The sequence below is a fragment of the Lyngbya confervoides BDU141951 genome, from assembly GCF_000817775.3.
GTDB lineage: Bacteria > Cyanobacteriota > Cyanobacteriia > Thermosynechococcales > Thermosynechococcaceae > Lyngbya > Lyngbya confervoides.
This window is the reverse complement of the sequence record NZ_JTHE03000109.1, coordinates 72,628-92,974: the sequence shown is the minus strand read 5'-3', so window position 1 is coordinate 92,974 and position 20,347 is coordinate 72,628. Positions and strand designations below refer to the sequence as shown.

The following is a 20,347-nucleotide window of genomic DNA, read 5'->3' as shown; positions in this document are numbered from 1 at the left end:
AACCAAAGCCTTCTGGCCTTGATTAGCTTGAAGAAACAGGTCTTTCCGGTTCAGAATTTAAGCCCTGTAATCGAAGTTGAGGCCGACTCTCTCCTAAGCATCGTAGTAAAGCGCAAACTCGTAGGGATGGGGTCTTAAGCGCATCGGATTCACTTCAGTATCGAGCTTGTACTCAATCCAGTTTTCAATAAAGTCCTCGGTAAAGACTCCAGTTTCAGTGAGGAAACTGTGATCACTCCTTAAGGCCTCCAACGCGTCGAGCAGTGAGCCGGGAGTGGAAGGAATTTTAGCAAGCTCTTCCGGGGTCAGGTCATAGATATCCACATCCAGGGGATCGCCCGGATCAATTTGGTTTTTAATGCCGTCTAATCCCGCGCAAAGCATCGCCGCAAAGGCCAGGTAGGGATTGGCCGTAGCATCCGGACAGCGGAATTCCAGACGTTTCGCCTTGGGGTTGGGGCCTGAGAGGGGAATGCGGATAGAAGCGGACCGATTTCCCTGGGAGTAAGCCAGGTTCACGGGGGCTTCAAAGCCAGGCACTAAGCGCTTATAGGAATTGGTGCTGGGATTGGTAAACGCCAACAGCGCGGGGGCATGGGTCAAAATCCCGCCGATGTAGTGCAAAGCCATGGGACTCAAATTAGCGTAGCCCTCTCCCCAAAACAGGGGTTGACCGCCCTTCCAGATGGACTGGTGGGTATGCATCCCCGACCCATTATCGTTAAACAGGGGCTTGGGCATGAAGGTCACCGACTTGCCATGCTTGTAGGCCACATTCTTAATGCAGTACTTATACGCCATCAACGCGTCAGCCGCCTGAATCAGGGGCGCAAATTTAAATCCCAATTCACACTGGCCTCCGGTAGCCACCTCGTGGTGATGCTTCTCAATTTCTACCCCACACTTCTCCATAACCAACAGCATCTCGGTGCGAAGATCTTGGAGAGAGTCGGTGGGGGCCACGGGGAAGTAACCCTGCTTATAACCGGGCTTGTAGCCTAGATTGCCCCCCTCTTCAACGCGACCGGTATTCCAGCGGCCTTCCTTGGTATCGACGTAGTAAAAGGCCTTATTTTCAGTTTGATCAAAGCGAACGTCCTCAAACACGAAAAACTCGGCCTCCGGACCAAAAAACGCTTCATCTCCCACACCAGAGGAGGCAAGATAGTCAATTGCCTTCTGGGCAATGCTGCGGGGGCAGCGACTGTAGGGTTCGCCGGTTCTGGGTTCCTGAATACTGCATATCATGCTCAGGGTCGGCTCGGCCATAAACGGATCAATCCAAGCTGTGGTGGGATCGGGCACCATGGACATATCGGATTCATTAATTGCCTTCCAGCCGCGGATACTCGACCCGTCAAAGGCAACCCCATCTGTAAAGCTACTTTCATCAATTTGACTATGGTGCAGGGTTAAATGCTGCCAAGTCCCCGGCATGTCAATGAATTTTAGGTCAATAACCTGGATCCCGTCATTCTTGATCCAGTTCAAGACATCTTGAGGCGTGTGAGCCATGAATTACTCCTTAAGCAGTTAATCAATCACAGGATAAAGCACGGTATACAGGCACCTAGAACGTCCTGATACTGTGGGGGTACCCCCGCATCACAAACGGGTTAACTCAGCCCGATGGAAAGCCCTAATTTTCTGTAGATGGGTTGTTTAGGTTTTCATCCTAAAGACAAGAAAATCTCCGTTTTGTATTATTCGATACAAAAGCAACCCCTGTCCAGGGGAGAAGGGTCGGGTCGAAGGCCCACAGGTTCACCTTGGCATTCAAGGCAAATCCGTCAAGATTGTGATCTTGATGGTTGAAGGATTTAACTGTTACAAACTGCAAGGATTTACGGATGGGGTTTACCCGATTGGGAGGCCTAGGCGTGATAGAATTTTGCCTGAAACCAACCAGATTCAGGGGTACAGGGTATTTTTGCTTTTTCAGCCCTGGTCATGATGTTTGAGTCTGGTTTCGTTAAGACTCAACCGATGCGGCTTCCCCTGTCGGTGATTGCCCGAGTCTTAAAGATCAGAATCAGTCAAGAAAATCCCTTTTAGAAGAACTTTTGCTGCACCTTGGGAGATTAAACACATGCGGGACGCGGTTACATCCTTAATTGGTCGCTATGATGCCATTGGACGATATCTCGATCGAAATGCCATTGATTCGCTCAAAGACTATTTTTCTACCGGAGCTGACCGCGTCCAGGCCGCTACGGTGATCAACGCAAACGCCGCCAATATTGTGAAAGAAGCCGGAACGCGGCTTTTTGAGGCATTACCGGAACTGATTATGCCCGGTGGCAATGCCTACACCACCCGCCGCTACGCGGCCTGTCTGCGCGATATGGACTACTATCTCCGCTATGCCAGCTATGCCCTGATTGCCGGGGATCAAGACGTGCTAGATGAGCGCGTCTTGGAAGGGCTGCGGGAAACATACAACTCCCTCAGTGTACCGATTGGACCGACGGTCATCGGTATTCAAATCATGAAAGGCGTCGTCAAGGATCAAGCTGCGGAAGCAGGCGTCACCAATCTCTCGATTATTGATGAGCCCTTTGACTACATGTGCGCTCAGCTCAGCGAGGCCAACATCTAGCAGCTTGCTTACATCGTCGAAGAAAAAAGCGATCCAGTCCTGGATCGCTTTTTTACTAACGTTTTCCTGACAAATTTTGATCGTCAGGCCGATTGCAGCTGATCGGCATCTATCGACCTGTATTTTCCACCCTCAGCGCACCAGAGGCCTCGAGGTCGGGAGCAGCCTCATCGCATTCAGCTGGGAATGAGCCAGCAGGCCAAGACTAAGAACCGTCAAGAGATAAACGCCTAACGCGATGCTCATTCTTGAGCGGAATTGGTTAGAGCGAAACAGCGCGGTGAGTGGATTCATAGGGTCGGATTTAATGCAAGTGACAGGGGGCACCCCCACCATAGGCGTTGAGAGAGACTCCAATCAATAAAGCAGCATTAAGCTTTATTGATTTTTTTAACGTTTGCTCCCTGGCCTGACCCTCACATCCTTACACAGGCGTGAGTATCTTGCTGTCGGCACTTTTCTCCGTCACTTCAGGCCGATCCGCCTCCGAGGGAGGCACCACCTGCCAGAACTGCGGCAGGTATTTGGACCATTGGCTCAAGATCGCCCGGGCCTTGGGGCTACCAGTGCGATCCGCATGGGCCTGAATCAGCGCCTTGAGCTGCGCTTCGCCGGCGGCCGTAGAGATGCGCTGGATTTGGACAATCTCGGGATTCACCTTAGCCGGAAAATCCCCGGCTTCATCGAGCACGTAGGCCAAGCCACCGGTCATGCCAGCACCCAGGTTACGACCGGTGCCACCCAGAACAGCAATGACGCCACCAGTCATATATTCACAGCAGTGATCGCCGGTGCCCTCGACCACAGCCTCTGCCTTAGAGTTGCGCACGGCAAAGCGCTCTCCGGCCCGCCCGTTGGCATAGAGCACCCCGCCCGTGGCGCCATACAAACAGGTATTCCCGATAATCACATTCTCAGCGGCGGCAAACGGACTGTCAGCGGCGGGTTTAATAATGATTTCGCCCCCATTCATGCCCTTGCCCACATAGTCGTTGGCTTCACCCGTGAGGGTCAGCACCATCCCGGAAAGGTTAAAGGCTCCAAAGCTTTGCCCCGCACTCCCCACAAAGTTCAGGGAGAGACGGCCCTGAAAACCACTATTGCCGTAGCGTTGAGCGATCGCCCCCGCCACTCTGGTGCCCACGGTGCGATCGGTGCTGATCACCGAAGTCCCATAGCTTGCCGACTGGTTTTGGGCAATGGCAGCCTGAATTTCCGGTTGGTTGAGAATTTGATCATCTAGGACAGGCCCGTTGCTATGGACCTCCTCGTGCTGAAGCCAGCTGCGATCGCTGCGGGTATCTGGCAACTGGATCAAACAGTCCAGATTCACCGCTTGAGTCTTGGCCAGGGCCACATCGGGGCGCGGAGCCAGCAAGTCGGCGCGGCCAATCAAGGCCTCCAGGGAAGGATAGCCCAGTTTGGCAAGGATAGAGCGCACTTCTTCGGCCACAAAGCCAAAGAAATTCACCACATGTTCCGGGATCCCTTTGAACTTCTTGCGGAGGGCCTCCTTCTGCGTGGCCACGCCCACGGGGCAATTGTTGGTGTGACAAATCCGCGCCATAATACAGCCTTCAGCAATCATGGCAATAGAGCCAAATCCAAACTCTTCGGCCCCCATCAGGGCAGACATGACGATATCCCATCCGGTTTTGAGCCCCCCATCCACCCGAAGAATGACGCGATCGCGCAGCTGGTTCTGCATCAGGGATCGATGCACCTCCGTCAGGCCCAGTTCCCAGGGGGTACCGGCATGCTTAATCGAACTTAAGGGAGAGGCTCCCGTTCCGCCGTCATGTCCAGAAATTTGGATGATATCTGCATTGGCCTTGGCCACCCCTGCAGCGATGGTGCCAATGCCAATCTCTGCCACCAGCTTCACAGAAACCTTAGCTTGGGGGTTGATCTGGTGCAGGTCAAAAATAAGCTGCGCCAGGTCCTCAATGGAGTAGATATCGTGGTGGGGCGGGGGTGAAATGAGCGTGACTCCAGGCTTGGAGTTTCTGAGGGCGGCAATATAGTCGCTCACCTTTTTGCCCGGCAACTGCCCGCCTTCGCCCGGCTTTGCACCCTGGGCCACCTTAATTTCAATTTGCCTGGCGCTCATTAAATAGGCCGGCGTCACCCCAAAGCGACCGGAGGCCACCTGCTTAATGGCGGAGTTTGCCGTGTCTCCATTGCGCAGCCCGTGCAAATGGGGAAGCGTCGGTGAATTTCCAGCCGCGTCCACATCGGCTAGCACTTGAAAGCGCACCGGATCTTCGCCTCCTTCCCCGGAGTTAGACTTGCCGCCAATGCGATTCATGGCAATGGCCAACACCTCGTGCGCCTCGCGCGAAAGCGCCCCCAGGGACATCCCCCCGGTGCAGAATCGCTGCAAAATCGAGTCCACGGGCTCCACCTCCTCCAGGGGGATCGAGGCGCGATCGCTGCGGAACTCCAGCAAATCTCGCAGAGCCGTGGCCGGACGAGTCTGGAGCTGCCGCTGGTAGAGTTCGTAATGGTCCACCTGCTTGTCAGACACCGCCCTGTGCAGCGCCTTCGCCAGTTCCGGATTGTTCATGTGGTATTCACCACTGGGCCGGAACTGCACAAACCCGTAATTTTCAAGCTTGCGCTGACTCAGTTGTGGAAAGGCCTTTTGATGAAAGGCAAGGGTTTCCTGGGCTAAATTTTCTAGGGTGAGGCCCCCAACCCGTGAAACCGTGCCCTTAAAGGCCAAATCAATCAGCTCGGGACCAATGCCAATGGCCTCAAAAATTTGCGCGCCTTGGTAGCTGGCCAAGAGAGAGATGCCCATTTTGGAGAGAATCTTCAGTAAGCCCGCCTCCACAGCCCCCCGATAGTTGGCCTGGGCTTCTTGCAGCGTGAGCTGCGGCAAGCGGCCCCGATCCATCATTTTTTGGGTCTTGTCATTCAGCCACCACTGCTTAACGGACTCCCAGGCCAGGTAGGGCAAAACCGCACTCGCACCAAAGCCAATCAAGCAGGCAAAGTGGTGGGTGCTCCAGCATTGAGCCGTATCGACCACCAAAGAAACCTGGAGCCGAATTCCCTGGGCAATTAAGGAGTGATGCACAGCTCCTACCGCCAGCAGAGGGGGAATGTAGCTGCAATGTTCCGAGAGCCAGGTCCTCGACCCATCCGGATCCGTGCGATCGCTGAGAATTAACACCTGGCACCCGGCCTTCACCGCAGCGGCGGCGGCCTGACACAGCCGATGGAGGGCAGCGTTCAAGCCCTTTGGCCCCTGATCTAGCGCATATAGGGTGGACAGCGTGCGCGGCGACAGATCCGAAGCCTGAATCTTCTCTAGCTCCGCATCGTGGAGAATGGGAGACTCCAGCTTAATTTGTCGGGCATCGCCGGCTTGAGGATCCAGCAGATTCCCACGCCGTCCCAGCTGCATGGTCAGAGACATCACCAGCTTCTCCCGCAGCGGATCAATGGCCGGATTGGTCACCTGGGCAAAACGCTGTTTGAAGTAGTCGTAGAGTACGTGGGGTCGATCCGACAAAATGGCCAGGGGGATGTCATCGCCCATGCAAAAGGTGGGCTCTTTGCCATCCCGAGCCATGGCCTCAACAATCATTTCCACGTCCTCAGCCGAGTAGCCAAAGGCCGTTTGTTGACGGGTGCACGCTTGGGCCTGCAGCTGTTGGCCCTCGTCAAATTGAGTCTCGTACACCGTTTGTCGCTGGGCCAGCCATTGCCCGTAGGGCTGCTGGCGCGCCACGCGGGTCTTGATATCCCAGTTCGTTAGAATTTCCTGCTGCTCAAGATCAACGGCAATGGTCTGACCAGGCCCCAGTCGCCCCTTGGCCACAATTTTCTGAGTGGGAATGATGACGCTACCGGCCTCCGAGGCCACATAAACCATCTCATCTTCCGTAATGCAGTAGCGAGCCGGACGCAGACCGTTGCGATCGAGGGCAGCCCCCACCACTTTGCCGTCGCTAAAGGCCAGCAGGGCCGGACCATCCCAGGGCTCTTGATGCCCTGCATAGAACTCATAAAAGTCCACCACTTCCGGGTAGGCCTCCAGTTCCGGCTGATTTTGAAAGGCCTCCGGCACCAAAATCATGGTGGCTTCCAGGGGGCTGCGTCCCGTTTGAATCAGCAGCTCCAGGGAATTATCCAGGTTTGAGGAATCGCTGTTGTTGGGATTGGTGATGGGATGGAGATCCTGGAGGCGATCGCCCCACACCGGATGGGCAAAGGTGGACTCTCGCGCCGCCATCCAGTTAATGTTGCCCAGGAGCGTATTTATTTCGCCATTGTGACCCAGAAAGCGCATCGGCTGAGCCAAGGGCCACTTCGGCATGGTGTTGGTGCTAAAGCGGCGATGGTACAGCGCAAAGGGAGTCACATAGCTTTCCTGCTGAAGATCCTCATAGAACTCCGCCAGCACCACCGATCGCACCATGCCCTTATAAACAACGGTGCGCGAAGACAGAGAACAAACATAAAAATCCCCAGCCCAGGGAGCCGCCGTTGCCGCGATCGCAGACTCTATGCGCTTGCGGCCCAGGTACAGCCGCCGCTCAAAGTCATCTCCACTGTGATCCCCTTGATTGCGCACAATGACCTGCTCGATCTGGGGCTGATTCTCCCGCGCCTGCACTCCCAACACCTGGGGACGTACTGGCACTGGACGCCACCTTAAAACCTGGATTGCTTCCTGGGCCAGGACTGATTCCATGGTGGTCCTGGCATGCTGGGCTCCAGCAGCATCGGTCGGCAGAAACACCATCCCCAAAGCAAGATTTTGGGGATCCTCCAGGGACAATCCGGCCGCGTCTGCCCAGGGACGCAGCACCTCCCACGGCAGGGCCGTCATCACCCCAGCGCCATCGCCAGAGTCTTGGTCGGCGCTACATCCACCCCGGTGCTCCATACAGCTCAGCCCTTCCAGGGCTTCTTGAAGAATCCGATGGCTCGGCTGGCCGCGTTTACTGGCAATAAATCCCACGCCACAGGCATCCCGCTCCTCCACCAACCAAGGTTGCCCTTGATCAACCTTGGTAGAAGACCCCTGCAAGGAAGATTGAAAGCCAGCATTAACTATAGCCATAGCGTTGTTATCACCAGATAAACAAAAACCAAACCGTCTTTACCCTTGAAGCGCTGAGGGGAAAAAGAAAACTCTCTAGCAATCTGCCAAAGGATTAATTATTGTAACGCATAAAATCCTTCCCCAGGAAACCAGCCAACCAAAGACCGTGATTGAACTCTCAGGAGGGCGAACATCCAAATTTCGTCCCTTCTCCCCCCGATTTTTCTTGCCACAACCCGTTTGATCTTCATGAAAAGTTACGCAAACGTAAACTATTGATTCAACGACAACCAGGCACCCCCTGTTCTCTGGTAAGAATTGCCTAGGGTTCAACGTCATTTCCGACGTCATTGCGTTCTTTTAATGTCGATTAGGAGTCACTGAATTGTTAACGCCAACATTACTCGCGGTCGCCGTGCGTTCCTCCAACTGGAGTCCCACCATTGGCCTAATCATGTTGATCTGCAATGTGATTGCGATCGCCTTCGGAAAGTACACCATTAAGAATCAGTCCACTGGACCAGCCATGCCTTCGCCGAATCTGTTCGGCGGGTTTGGTTTGGGCGCAGTGCTGGGAACCACCTGTTTCGGCCATATTTTGGGGGCCGGCGTGATTCTGGGCCTGACCAATATCGGGGCGATCTAAGCTCGGTGCCATCCCAGATCTGAACACCGTTAAACCTGAAGACACCCATGGGGCCTCAAGGTTCGAGGCCCTTTTTATGCGGGTCAAAGCCACTGGATCCTAGACGGCAACAGGGGCACGCAGGGCGCGATCTAGCGGTGCTGTCCCGTAGCGTTCCTCTAGAAGACGCATAACCTCTCGACCAAAATCGCTGGGGTTTTGCTGCCAGGCCTGCAAACAGACCTCCCCAAAGAGCGACCCCATGGGTTCTGGATTCCACAACAGTTTCCTGGCGGTCCAGGGCATGTGACTCATGGGGTTATAGCCAGGCTGGAGAATATCCTGTTCGAAGGCGTAGGCTTCTAGGTGGGTGTGGGGCTGCAGGCCAATGAAAAAGATGGCGGGTTCAACCTTGTCCACCCCAAAAATTTCTTCCAGGGCACGATGGTAGGCCACGGTTTGACGGATGGTCTCCGGGCGCTCATCAATGACATTGAAGGAATAATTCACCGAGACCAAATCGTTAAATCCCGCAGCTTTCAGATCGCGGCAGTTCTCCAGGACAGTGCGCAGGTTGTATCCCATTCTCATTTTCCGCACCAGTTCCTGAGATCCGCTGGTAATCCCAATTTCAAAATAGTTCATCCCGGTTTGAACCATCAGATCGCACAGGCGCGGGGTGAGGTTGTCGGCTCGGATGTAGGCGGCCCAGTGGATGTCGCGCATGCCGGAAGCGAGGATCTTCTCTAGTAACTCCTCAGCATCGGCCATGTAGCGGCGAGCGGGGATAAACTGGGCATCGGTGAACCAGAAATTGCGGATCCCGCGATCGTAGAGCTGACGCATCTCTGCCACCACTTCATCGGCAGGATTAATGCGAACCTGCTTGCCCTCGATGACCGTGTAGATGCAGTAGCAGCAGTTATGTGGGCAGCCGCGCTTCGTCTGGACACCCACGTAAAAATCCTGCGCCTGCAAATAATAGTCAAACTCTGGCCAGATGCGTTCAATGTAATCGTACTGGCAGGCAGTCTTTTCGATCTCCGTGGGCCATTCATGGATGAGGCGATCGCGGGGCTGATCCACCCCAGCGACGTAGCAGCGCTCTTGATCCAGGGGGTCTCCCCGGAGCAGCTTCTCCAGCAGGGCTTCTCCCTCACCCACAGAGACAATCGTTCCCGTTGGGAGCCTGTTCCCCAACTGTTCATAAAAAACACTCACGGCCCCACCCCCCACGACAGCTTGCACCTGCGCATTGAACTTGCGAGCCTGCCGGAAACCCTGGCGAATCAAGCCCAGATTGCGCCATAGCTCCGAGTAGTAGGAAAGAAATAGGCGCAGTCCGCCCAGGGCTCCCCGCAGTCGAATCCAGGGATTTTTGGCGTAGTAAAATTCAAAGGCGTTTTGCAAGGGGTTCCCGCCGCGACCGCCCACGGGCGCATAGATCTGAATGTCGCGCCAGGAAAACACCAAGAGACTCGGCTGAAATTCGGCAATGCAGCGGCGCAGGGCATCAAAGTAATCCAGGGGCGGAATTGTTCCGAGATCAAAAATGCGCTGATCCACCTCCGGAAACTGCTTATGAACATGGTCCGCGAGGTACACCACACCAATGGGAAAAATTGGGTTGCAGGGCAGTCGAACATAAAGGATGCGGGCAGGGGAGCAATCCATGGTTTGGCTTTGTAAACAAATGTTTCGACCCTTTCATCATAAGCCGTTCTGGCCTAAAGGTGTCGGAGTCCAGCAGTGGCGGCTCAGTTGCGAGTCAAGATCGGCTACGGCACAATGAAGACAATCAATCAGTTAGATCACACCGTTTCTAGGGGTAAACCATGTCTGCGACGCTAGAGTTGAACCATGACAACGTCGAAACCGTTTTAGATGAGCTGCGGCCTTACCTGATGGCCGATGGCGGCAACGTTGAACTCGTGGAAATCGAGGGTCCGGTGGTCCGCCTCCGGCTACAGGGCGCCTGTGGATCTTGCCCTAGCTCAACGATGACCCTGAGAATGGGGATTGAGCGGAAGTTAAAGGAATCGATCCCTGAAATTAGTGAAGTAGAGCAGGTAATCTAAGCCTCACAAGGCTGGACCCACTGCGGCAACGGCAGCCTCCAGGGCGATCGCCACATGGGTCCAGTGGGTCCCCCCCTGACAAAAGGCCACGTAGGGACTCCGCAGGGGTCCATCGGCAGACAATTCTGAGGTGCTGCCGTCAATAAAGGTGCCCCCCGCCATGACCAGATCGCTGGCATATCCCGGCATGGCTCCAGGCACCGGGTCTAGGTAGGCACCAATGGGAGAATGGGCTTGAATAGCCCGACAAAAGGCAATCAGCTTTTCTGGTGAGCCGAGCTCCACGGCCTGAATCACATCGCGACGCGGTGCCTCCGGAAGTGGGTTGACGCGATAGCCCAAGGATTGAAACACCTGAGCAGTGAGGTGATTGCCCTTCATGGCTTCTCCAACCATCTGGGGAGCTAGAAACAGACCCTGAAACAGCAGCCGATTTTGATCAAAGGTTGCACCGCCACTGCTGCCAATCCCAGGAGCGGTGAGGCGGCAGGTAGCCCTCTCCACTAAATCGGATCGGCCGGCAACATAGCCACCAGCGGTGACAATGGTCCCGCCGGGATTTTTAATCAAAGACCCGGCCATCAGGTCTGCCCCGACGCTGGTGGGTTCTTGGAGTTCAATAAACTCGCCGTAGCAATTATCCACAAAGCAGACGGTGTGGCTGTTTTGAGCTTTGACACTCTGCACAATGCGATTAATCTCAAGAATACTCAAGCTAGGGCGCCAGGTGTAGCCACAGGATCGCTGGATCAGCACCATGCGCGTCTGCGGACGCACTGCCGTAGCTAAGCTTTCCCAATCAATCTCTCCGGTTTCTGTGAGATTGATCTGACGATACTGAATCCCCAACTCTGCCAAAGATCCCTGATTCCGCCCCCGCAGGCCAATCACCTCTTCCAGGGTGTCGTAGGGAGCGCCCGCCACCGCCAACAGCTCATCTCCGGGGCGCAAAATACCGTATAGGGCACAGGCAATGGCATGGGTGCCGGAAACAAACTGCACCCGCACTGCCGCCGCCTCAGCATCCATCACTTGGGCAAAGACCTGATCAAGGACCTGCCGCCCCAAGTCATCATGGCCGTAACCGGAAACGCTGCTGAAGTGATGCGGTCCCACTCGGTGATCTCGAAAGGCCTTCAGGACTTTCCCCAGGCGGTTCTTGACTTGTGCGTCAATCTTAGAAAATATGGATGAGAGTTTGGCTTCAGCAGCAGCAAGCCGAATGTGAGGTTCCATAGACAATAGAAATTTGTGTTAGCCTGTGTTCGACCATTAAAAAGTTTTGTATCGGTGGCGACCACGGGATGTGGAAGAGGCCGTGGTGCATTTTATGAAGAAATTTTACGTTCAAGTCGGGTCAGCGGCGCTGCTGCGGAGAGCTACCTGACTTTTTTCGCATTTAATTTCGTTCTTTTCTAAAGGTATGTGAATGACAGTTGCAACTTCAACCGAAAAATTAGGATTCCAGTGGCCGGTCATTTTATTCATGGCAGCAATTCACGTGGGAGCGTTGTTTGCGCTGCTGCCTGGCAATTTTAGCTGGGCAGCCGTAGGACTGGCTGTCCTGTTCCACTGGATTACTGGCGGTTTGGGGATTACCTTAGGATGGCATCGTTTGGTGACCCATCGGAGTTTTCAGACCCCGAAATGGCTGGAGTATTTTTTTGTCTTCTGTGGCGCGTTGGCCTGCGAAGGAGGGGTGATAGAGTGGGTGGGTTTACACCGCAATCACCATCTGCATTCAGATAAAGTGCAAGATCAGCACAACTCCCACAAGGGATTCTGGTGGAGTCACATGGGCTGGATGCTGCATCAGGTCCCGGCCAAGAAAGATGTGGAGCGTTTAACTCGGGATATTAACCAGGATCCGGTTTACCGATTTTTAGATCAATACTTTCTGCCGATTCAGATTGCCTTGGGCGTGATCTTTTATCTGCTCGGGGGTTGGCCCTTTGTGGTTTGGGGAATTTTCGTGCGTCTGGTGCTGGTGTATCACTGCACCTGGTTTGTGAACAGCGCCACGCATCAGTTTGGCTATCGCACCCATGACTCCGATGATGCTTCGACCAACTGCTGGTGGGTGGCTCTACTCACCTACGGCGAAGGCTGGCACAATAACCACCATGCCTATCCCCACTCGGCCCGCCACGGATTGCAATGGTGGGAATTTGATTTGACCTGGGTGACCATTTGGCTCCTGAGTAAGCTGGGATTAGCCAAGCGGTTACGCCTGGCAGAAGCCTAATCTAGCCGAAGGTTTACGAAAGATTCCCAATTAATTATCCGATTGAGGCCCTCATCCTACGCTTGCGATGGGGGCTTTTTAAGCAGCCGCCTTTCTTCCGTGAGGGGGAAGCGTGGTCTCCTCTCCCGGCAATCCCAAGGGACAGGCCCGGCTTGGCTGCCGTATTGCCAGCCAAGAGGAGAGGGTCTTCTCACTTCTCCCTGGCCTTCCGCAGCCGGGCAGGGGGACAGAGCCTAAACCAACTGGGCTACTTCCAGATCGGGGTGAGGCAGAGCAGTTTGCATCGTGCCCAACCAGTCAATCAGGTTCTCGAGCTGCTGTTCCGGTTTTAGAACCCCAAGCCCCCGAACTGTGACCTTACCGGGGGAATAAACAAAGCGAGACTTCAGGTGATTCGGCAATTTTTCCTGGAGCAGCTTCCAAGCAGGTTCCTCCATGGGCGTTTCTAGAATCACGTGCTGCTTGCCCTCCGACTTAATTTTGGCAAATCCGAGGGGTTTGGCCATCAGCTTGAGTTCCACAACACGCATGAGCTGCAGGGCCGCATGGGGAATGGTGCCGTAGCGATCGCTCCAATCGGCAGCAATCAGGGTCAGATCCTGCTTAGAGTCGGCGGTGGCCACCTCCCGATAGGCCGCCATTTTCTGATCTAGGTCAGGGATATAGTCAGAGGGAATGAAGGCGGTAAGGGTCAACTCCACTGAGGTTTCGTCCACCTGAGGAATCTCCTGACCGCGAATTTCATTGATAGATTCCTGGAGCATATCCATGTAGAGGTCAAAGCCAATGGCATTAAGCTGCCCCGATTGCTCCGCCCCCAGCAGATTGCCCACCCCTCTAATTTCCATATCGCGCATGGCGAGCTGATAGCCGGACCCCAGCTGCGTAAACTCCTGAAGGGCTCGCAGGCGCTTACGGGCTGCTTCCGTGAGGCTTTCCTGGCGCGGATAGAACAGCCAGGCATGGGCTTGAATGCCGGCACGGCCCACTCGCCCCCGCAGCTGATACAGCTGGGAGAGACCAAACTTTTGGGCATCTTCAATCAGAATTGTGTTAACGCGGGGAATGTCAAGGCCAGATTCGATAATGGTGGTACACAGGAGAATATCGGCCTCGGCGTTGCTAAAAGCCAGCATGGTTGCCTCCAGTTCTCCTTCCACCATCTGACCGTGGGCGATCGCAATGCGGGCCGAGGGCACCATCTCCCGAATTTTGGCAGCCGTTTCCTCAATCCCCTCCACTCGGGGCACCACGTAAAATACCTGTCCGCCGCGATCGAGCTCCTGGCGGATGGCGCTCCGGACGGTTTCAGGTTCATAGGGCGACATGTGGGTTTTGATGGGACGACGGGAGGGCGGGGGGGTGCTAATCAAGCTCATTTCCCGTACGCCAGAGAGGGCCATATAGAGAGTGCGCGGAATTGGCGTGGCCGAGAGGGTGAGGACATCCACCTGGGTCTTGAGGGTCTTGATTTTTTCCTTCTGATTCACGCCGAACCGCTGCTCTTCGTCAATCACTAGCAAACCAAGATCTTTGAACTGGACGGTCTTGCCCAGTAGCTGCTGGGTGCCCACCACCACATCTAGCTCCCCAGTTTTCAGCCGTTGGATAATATCTTTGCGCTCCTGAGCCGTGCGGAAGCGATTTAAAAGACCCACCTGAATGGGATAGGGGGCAAACCGTTCCTTAAGGGTGTGGTAGTGCTGCTGAGTCAAGATGGTGGTGGGAGCCATCATCGCCACCTGCTTCCCTGCGGTCACCGCCTTAAAAATAGCGCGCACGGCCACCTCGGTTTTGCCAAAGCCCACATCGCCGCAGACCAACCGATCCATGGGGCGATTACTTTCCATATCGCGCTTCACATCCTGGGTGGCCTTCAGCTGATCCGGCGTGGGCACGTAGGGAAAGGATTCTTCTAGTTCCTCTTGCCAGGGCTGGTCTTCAGGAAAGACAAATCCGGTTTGCTTGGCCCGTTCGGCATAGAGCATGATCAAGTCCACCGCCAGCTTTTTGATGGACTTACGCACCTTATTTTTCGTTTTCTCCCACACCTTGCCGGTCATTTTGTGCAGCTGTGGCTTCTCCTGGCCGGTGGTTCGAAAGCGAGACAGGGCATCGAGCTGATCGGCGGCCACCCGCAACAGACCATCGGCATACTGAATCACCAGATAATCGCGGGTTTCCCGGTTGATCGTTAAGCTCTCTAGCTTTTTAAACTGGCCGATGCCGTGGTTGCGATGGACCACGTAGTCACCGGGAGAAAGTTTGTTAGGATCGACCTGCTTGGAGGCCGCTCGCCGCCGCTTGCGCACATAGCTCGGTGAGGAAAGGGAATGCTGGCCAAAAAACTCCCGGTCGGTGACCACCATGACGCGGAAGGTGGGCAGGATAAATCCCTCTAGTTCCGCTAAGCCTGAATATTTCAACCCCACGGGAGTGCGCTGATTTTGCAGCTTTTCAATGGCTGGATAGTCCTTGGGATTGGGCACAAACTGGGCCGGGGCATCGTGCTCTTGCAGTAGCGCCACCGATCGCGACGGCTGGGCAGACATCAGCCAAACCTGAAATTTTTGCCCCAGCTGTTCCCGCACAATCTCCGCTAGCTTGCCAAACTGGTGTGGAGTCACCGGCACCGGACGGCTAGACAGGTTTAAACCGCGATCGCTCTCGGCCAGCTCACGCAAGTGGATGCGGTCAAAGAGGTCCAGGACAGCGGTGGTCTCTGAAAAGGATTGGTGCAGCTTCGGCAGAGGATGCTGGGCATCGCTGTAGAAGGTCCACTGATCCTGAGCATGCTCCACCCAGCGATCGCTGTGGGGCTGACACTGACCCGGCTCATCCAGGACGATCAAGGTGTGATCTGGCAAGTAATCCAGGAGCGAAGCGGGCTGGTCAAAGGCAAAGCCCAGGAACTTGTGGGTGCCCTCCAGGGTGCCCTGAACCAGCTGATCTTGCTGATCCTGGCTGAGGTAGTGGCGAAATGCCGGACTGTCAATGGTCTGAAGCGCCTTGAGGATAATGGGCCGAAAGCTGGTGGGCGTCAGGGTCATGGCGGGAATGCGGTCCAGGGATCGCTGGGTACCGGGGTCAAACTCGCGGATTTGCTCTAGATCCTCGCCAAACCACTCCAGACGGATGGGCAGTTCCGCCGCCACCGGGTAGATATCTAAAATATCGCCCCGCTGACTCCACTGACCTTCAGTTTCCACCAGAGCAACCTTTTCATAGCCCAAATGGGCCAGCTTGCGCCTGAGATCTTGAATCTCCATCTCCATCCCAGTCTGCAGCCGCAGGCAAAAGTCCTTCAGGGCAGATTTTGGCGGCAGATGGGGCTGGAGCGATCGCTCGGTGGCGACAATGGCCACCTTATTGGGGTCGGAGGGGTGGCGGAACGCCTGGGATTCTAGATCGTGATCCAGGCTCAGGTCAGCGAGAATCTGCAGCTGCCCCCAGGCCATTTCAGACTCAAGGTCAAAGGGTTCGTAGGGCGAGGCTTCACTGGTGGGATAAAAATGCACCGTATTCCAGCCCATGGATTCTAGCTGAGCCGCCCACCGACTGGCCTCTTCCAGGGTAGCGGTGATGATGCACAGGGGCTGGGAGCGAAGCTGGGCGATGGCCGAAGTGACCAGTCCCTTCGGCAGCCGAGCGACACCGTTGAGATCAAGAAATTGCTGCTGGTCTAACTTGCTCGATAGCTCCGTGGCAAGACGGCTCTGGGAAAGAGCGCGAACGACTGCGGAAAAGGAGGTCATTCTTCTTTAATCAAACGGGTCAGAAGGTCATGTGCGATCCTAACTTGTTCTTTCCCTGTCCGGGTGGAAGGGCCACCGCGACCAGCCCGCAACCAATTACACCCAGGCAGCGGCAGAACAGACCTCCAGCTTGAGTCCATCCCCCCAGTTTGCCCAAGCGAGACCCGCGCGATGGCCCCCTAAGATGCGAGCGGGTCTCTCCAGAATTAGGCCCCGGCTCCGGGCAGCAAGCCGGGCACCTCATCCGGTTTTCCATAGGCCTGGTTGCAATCCACCCCACCATGACTGACAATAAACAATTGTTAAGCGGGTAGTCAGTCCAGTCCAACCTGGCTATCCGCTTTGATCATGGCCATGCTGATTTCACCTATCCATGCACATCTCCTTCAATTGGCTTAAAACCCTGGTGGCAATTGACCTTTCGCCAGAGGATCTAGCTCATCAACTAACGTTGGCTGGGTTTGAAGTTGAAGATATTGAGGATCGCAAAACCTGGGCCGAAGGGGTAGTCGTGGGCTACGTCCGGGACTGCCAGCCCCATCCCAATGCCAATAAGCTGAGCGTTTGCCAAGTGGAGGTGGGAGACGCCGAAGCTGCGACCATCGTTTGCGGGGCTCCCAACGTCAAAACCGGACTGTATGTTCCGGTGGCGCGACCCGGCACCTACCTTCCCTGCATTGATCTCAAAATCAAGCCTGCGAAGCTGCGCGGAGTTAAGTCCTTTGGAATGATCTGCTCCCTGGCTGAGTTGGGGTTAGCCAAAGAGTCTGCAGGAATTCACAGCTTTGACCCGGCGGTACAGTCGTTCCAAGTAGGGGATGACGTGCGTCCCCTACTTGGCCTGGACGACGTCATTTTAGACCTGACCTCCACCGCAAACCGCGCCGATGCCCTGAGCATGGTGGGGATTGCCCGAGAGGTGGCCGCCCTCACCGGTGGAACCTTGAGTTTACCGGAGGTGAAGACCGACTCCTCCTGGCCGCAGGACCCAGGGCTAAGCGTGGCCATTGCCGATCCGGCGCACTGTCCCGCCTACCTGGCCACACGCGTGGACAACATACAGGTTGGGCCTTCCCCAGACTGGCTCAGAACCTGTCTGGAGTCAGCAGGCATTCGCGCCATTAACAATGTGGTCGATATTACCAACTACATCTTGATCACCTGGGGACAACCCCTGCACGCCTTTGACCGTCAGGCACTGGAAACCATTGCGGGCGGAACCGATTTACAGATCGGGGTGCGCCTGGCCGATGACGATCCCCCCTTAAGGACCCTAGACGGACAATCTCGCCAGCTAGAGGCTCAAAATCTTCTGATTACCGTTCAAAATAAGCCCGTGGCCCTGGCGGGGGTGATGGGGGGAGAACAGAGCGAGGTCAATGCGCAAACCCAGAGCATTATCCTGGAGTGCGCCCTATTTAATGCCGTCTCCATCCGCCGCTCGGCACGGGTACAGGGCTTGCGGACCGAAGCGTCCTCCCGCTATGAGCGGGGCGTTAATCCAGCGCAGCTCGATGTTGCCTGTCAGCATGCCCTAGCGCTGCTGGCGGACCTGGCAGGGGGAACCGTGGTGAGTCAGGCAAAGGCCGACTATCGAACCTTGCAGCAGCGAACCATCCTGCTGCGCCTGGAGCGAGTCAACCAAATTCTGGGCCCGGTTTGGGGCCAGGACGAGGAACCGGTGGATCTCGAAGCGTCCCAGGTTCTTCCCATTCTGGAATCGCTTGGGTTTAGGGTCACGCCCGAGGACGACCCTCAGATCTGGTCCGTGGAGATTCCGGCCCATCGCCAAGGAGATATCGAGCGGGAAATTGATCTAATTGAGGAGATTGCCCGCCTCTACGGCTACGACAATTTTTGTGACACCCTGCCGGCCAAGTCTGAGTTTGGCTACCTGGGGGAGGACGAGGTCTATACTCGTAAAATTCGCCAGGCCTTTCGCGGAGCTGGCTTGACCGAGCTGATTCACTACAGCTGGACCAAACCTGGGGGCGATCGCCAGATTTCGGTCATCAACCCGCTGCTCATTGAATTCTCCGCCCTGCGCACGGAAATGCTCACGGCCTTGATTAAAGCCTTTAGGTTTAATCTGGAGCAGGGCAATGGGCCGCTCAACGGGTTTGAAATTGGACGCATTTTCTGGGAAGACGAACAGGGCCTACAGGAATCGCCCGCGATCGCCGGGATTATGGGGGGAGATGTCCGTCAAGGAACCTGGGCGCAGGACAGCAATCGCGACTCCCCCATGAGCTGGTTTGAAGCCAAGGGGATTTTAGAGGCGGCCTTGACCAGCCTGGGACTCTCGGTGGAATATCAGCCCGATCGCCAGGACGATCGCTTACACCCAGGGCGGACGGCTTCACTGTGGATTCAAGGCCAGCGACTCGGGCGCCTGGGGCAGATCCATCCGCTGCTGCGTCAGGATCAAGATCTGCCGGATGCGGTTTACTGTTTTGAGCTGGACCTGGCGGTTCTGCTCGATGCAATGGCAGATATCGAAGACTCCCAAATTCATTTTCAGCCCTTTTCTCCCTACCCAGCCGTGGATCGAGATCTGGCCTTCTTCATTTCCACAGGCGTCTCAGTGGCTGAAATTAGCCGGGTCATTCAAACCGCAGCGCAAAAGAGCAACGCCTCCCTGTTAAACCAGGTCGATCTAATCGATGAATATCAGGGAGAGACGGTGCCAGCGGGGCAACGGAGCCTGGCCTTTCGTCTGGTCTACCGCGCCCCGGACCGAACCCTCACCGAGGAGGAGGTCAACCCGTTGCATCAAAGGATTCGCGAGGCCCTGGAAGCCAAGCTCAGCGTCAGCCTACGCAGCTAGGTATTGCCAACCCCCTGGGACAGGCCTAGATCCCCTACCCCAGGGAGCTCTCTCGGTCCTAAGGTCTATTGCAAACCCCTGCAAATACCGATTTATCCACTGCTTTTTATCCACTGCTGATCATGGGAAAACAACGAGTCTTGTCGGGGGTGCAGCCCACGGGTGACCTTCATTTAGGCAACTATCTGGGGGCCATTCGTCGCTGGGTTGAGGGACAACAGCAGTACGATAACTTTTTCTTCATCGCCGATCTCCACGCCGTTACGGTTCCCCATCAGCCGGCGGACTTGAGCCGCAACACCTACAAGCTGGTGGCCCTCTATTTAGCCTGCGGGCTGGATCTCAACCACACCACGATTTTTGTCCAATCCCATGTTTCAGCCCATGCAGAACTGACCTGGCTCTTAAATTGCCAAACTCCGCTTAACTGGCTTGAGCGCATGATTCAGTTTAAGGAAAAGGCCCTCAAGCAGGGGGAAAACGTGAGCGTGGGCCTACTGGACTACCCGGTTCTTCAAGCCGCCGATATTTTGCTCTACCAGGCGGATCTCGTGCCCGTGGGGGAGGATCAAAAGCAGCATCTAGAGCTAACCCGTGATATTGCGAATCGAATTAATTTTCAGTTTGGGTCTGAGGATCAGCCCCTTTTAAAAATCCCCGAGCCTTTAATTCAAACCGCCGGGGCCAGAGTTATGAGCCTCACCGATGGCACCAGCAAAATGTCTAAGTCCGATCCCTCGGAACAGAGTCGCATTAATTTACTAGACGCACCCGAGGTGATTCAGAGGAAAATTAAGCGCTGCAAAACTGACCCCGTGCGAGGCCTGGAGTTTGATAATCCCGATCGCCCGGAATGCCATAACCTCTTAACGCTCTATATGCTGCTCTCCGGTCAGTCTAAGGCGGCCGTTGTCCAGGAATGTACTCAGATGGGCTGGGGCCAGTTTAAGCCCCTCCTCACCGAAACCACCATTGAGGCGCTGCGGCCCATTCAACAGCAGTACCAGGATCTGACCCAGGATCCTGGCTACCTTAATTCCGTCCTCCAGCAGGGACGGGAGCAGGCCGAATCCGTGGCGCAGTCGACCTTGCAATCGGTCCGGTCCGCCATGGGTTTCACAAATCCCCAGTAGAAGCCCCCCTAGAATAGAATTGCTGC

General features: G+C 55.5%; 11 protein-coding genes. 6 read left to right on the top strand and 5 right to left on the bottom strand.

What is annotated here, in order from left to right:
• Positions 1 to 93: 93 nt before the first annotated feature.
• Positions 94 to 1,515 (bottom strand): type I glutamate--ammonia ligase, encoded by a 1,422-nt coding sequence (gene glnA / locus QQ91_RS19625; protein WP_166277694.1) that lies wholly within the window; start codon positions 1,513 to 1,515, stop codon positions 94 to 96.
• A gap of 574 nt (positions 1,516 to 2,089) precedes the next feature.
• Here glnA and apcB point away from each other — a divergent pair.
• Positions 2,090 to 2,599 (top strand): allophycocyanin subunit beta, encoded by a 510-nt coding sequence (gene apcB, locus QQ91_RS19620; RefSeq protein WP_166277691.1) that lies wholly within the window; start codon positions 2,090 to 2,092, stop codon positions 2,597 to 2,599.
• A 424-nt stretch (positions 2,600 to 3,023) separates the two neighbouring features.
• Here apcB and gltB read toward each other — a convergent pair whose 3' ends face one another.
• Positions 3,024 to 7,676: a glutamate synthase large subunit gene (gene gltB, locus QQ91_RS19615; RefSeq protein WP_166277688.1), complete on the bottom strand. Its 4,653-nt coding sequence runs from the start codon at positions 7,674 to 7,676 to the stop codon at positions 3,024 to 3,026.
• 367 nt (positions 7,677 to 8,043) lie between these two features.
• Here gltB and psaK point away from each other — a divergent pair, with 367 nt between their 5' ends.
• Positions 8,044 to 8,304, top strand: a complete 261-nt coding sequence (gene psaK / locus QQ91_RS19610; protein WP_166277685.1) for a photosystem I reaction center subunit PsaK — start codon at positions 8,044 to 8,046, stop codon at positions 8,302 to 8,304.
• 99 nt (positions 8,305 to 8,403) lie between these two features.
• Here psaK and QQ91_RS19605 read toward each other — a convergent pair whose 3' ends face one another.
• Positions 8,404 to 9,957, bottom strand: coding sequence for a photosystem II high light acclimation radical SAM protein (locus QQ91_RS19605; RefSeq protein WP_166277682.1), 1,554 nt, complete (start codon positions 9,955 to 9,957; stop codon positions 8,404 to 8,406).
• Positions 9,958 to 10,118: 161 nt separating this feature from the next.
• Between QQ91_RS19605 and QQ91_RS19600 the strand changes: the two genes are divergently transcribed.
• Positions 10,119 to 10,361 (top strand): NifU family protein, encoded by a 243-nt coding sequence (locus QQ91_RS19600; protein WP_166277679.1) that lies wholly within the window; start codon positions 10,119 to 10,121, stop codon positions 10,359 to 10,361.
• Between the two features lie 3 nt (positions 10,362 to 10,364).
• Here the strand turns inward: QQ91_RS19600 and QQ91_RS19595 are convergent, their stop codons facing one another.
• A complete protein-coding gene (locus QQ91_RS19595) occupies positions 10,365 to 11,597 on the bottom strand; it encodes a methionine gamma-lyase family protein (protein ID WP_166277676.1) in 1,233 nt (410 codons plus the stop codon).
• 193 nt (positions 11,598 to 11,790) lie between these two features.
• Here QQ91_RS19595 and QQ91_RS19590 point away from each other — a divergent pair, with 193 nt between their 5' ends.
• Positions 11,791 to 12,606: an acyl-CoA desaturase gene (locus QQ91_RS19590; protein WP_166277673.1), complete on the top strand. Its 816-nt coding sequence runs from the start codon at positions 11,791 to 11,793 to the stop codon at positions 12,604 to 12,606.
• A gap of 233 nt (positions 12,607 to 12,839) precedes the next feature.
• Here QQ91_RS19590 and mfd read toward each other — a convergent pair whose 3' ends face one another.
• Entirely contained in the window at positions 12,840 to 16,361 is a 3,522-nt protein-coding gene (gene mfd, locus QQ91_RS19585) for a transcription-repair coupling factor (protein WP_166277670.1), read from the bottom strand.
• Positions 16,362 to 16,734: 373 nt separating this feature from the next.
• On the opposite strand from mfd, the gene pheT reads away from it, so the two are divergent.
• Positions 16,735 to 19,188: a phenylalanine--tRNA ligase subunit beta gene (pheT, locus tag QQ91_RS19580; RefSeq protein ID WP_166277667.1), complete on the top strand. Its 2,454-nt coding sequence runs from the start codon at positions 16,735 to 16,737 to the stop codon at positions 19,186 to 19,188.
• A gap of 122 nt (positions 19,189 to 19,310) precedes the next feature.
• On the top strand, positions 19,311 to 20,321 hold the full coding sequence (gene trpS, locus QQ91_RS19575; RefSeq protein WP_166277820.1) for a tryptophan--tRNA ligase: 1,011 nt from the start codon (positions 19,311 to 19,313) through the stop codon (positions 20,319 to 20,321).
• The last annotated feature ends 26 nt before the right edge of the window (positions 20,322 to 20,347 follow it).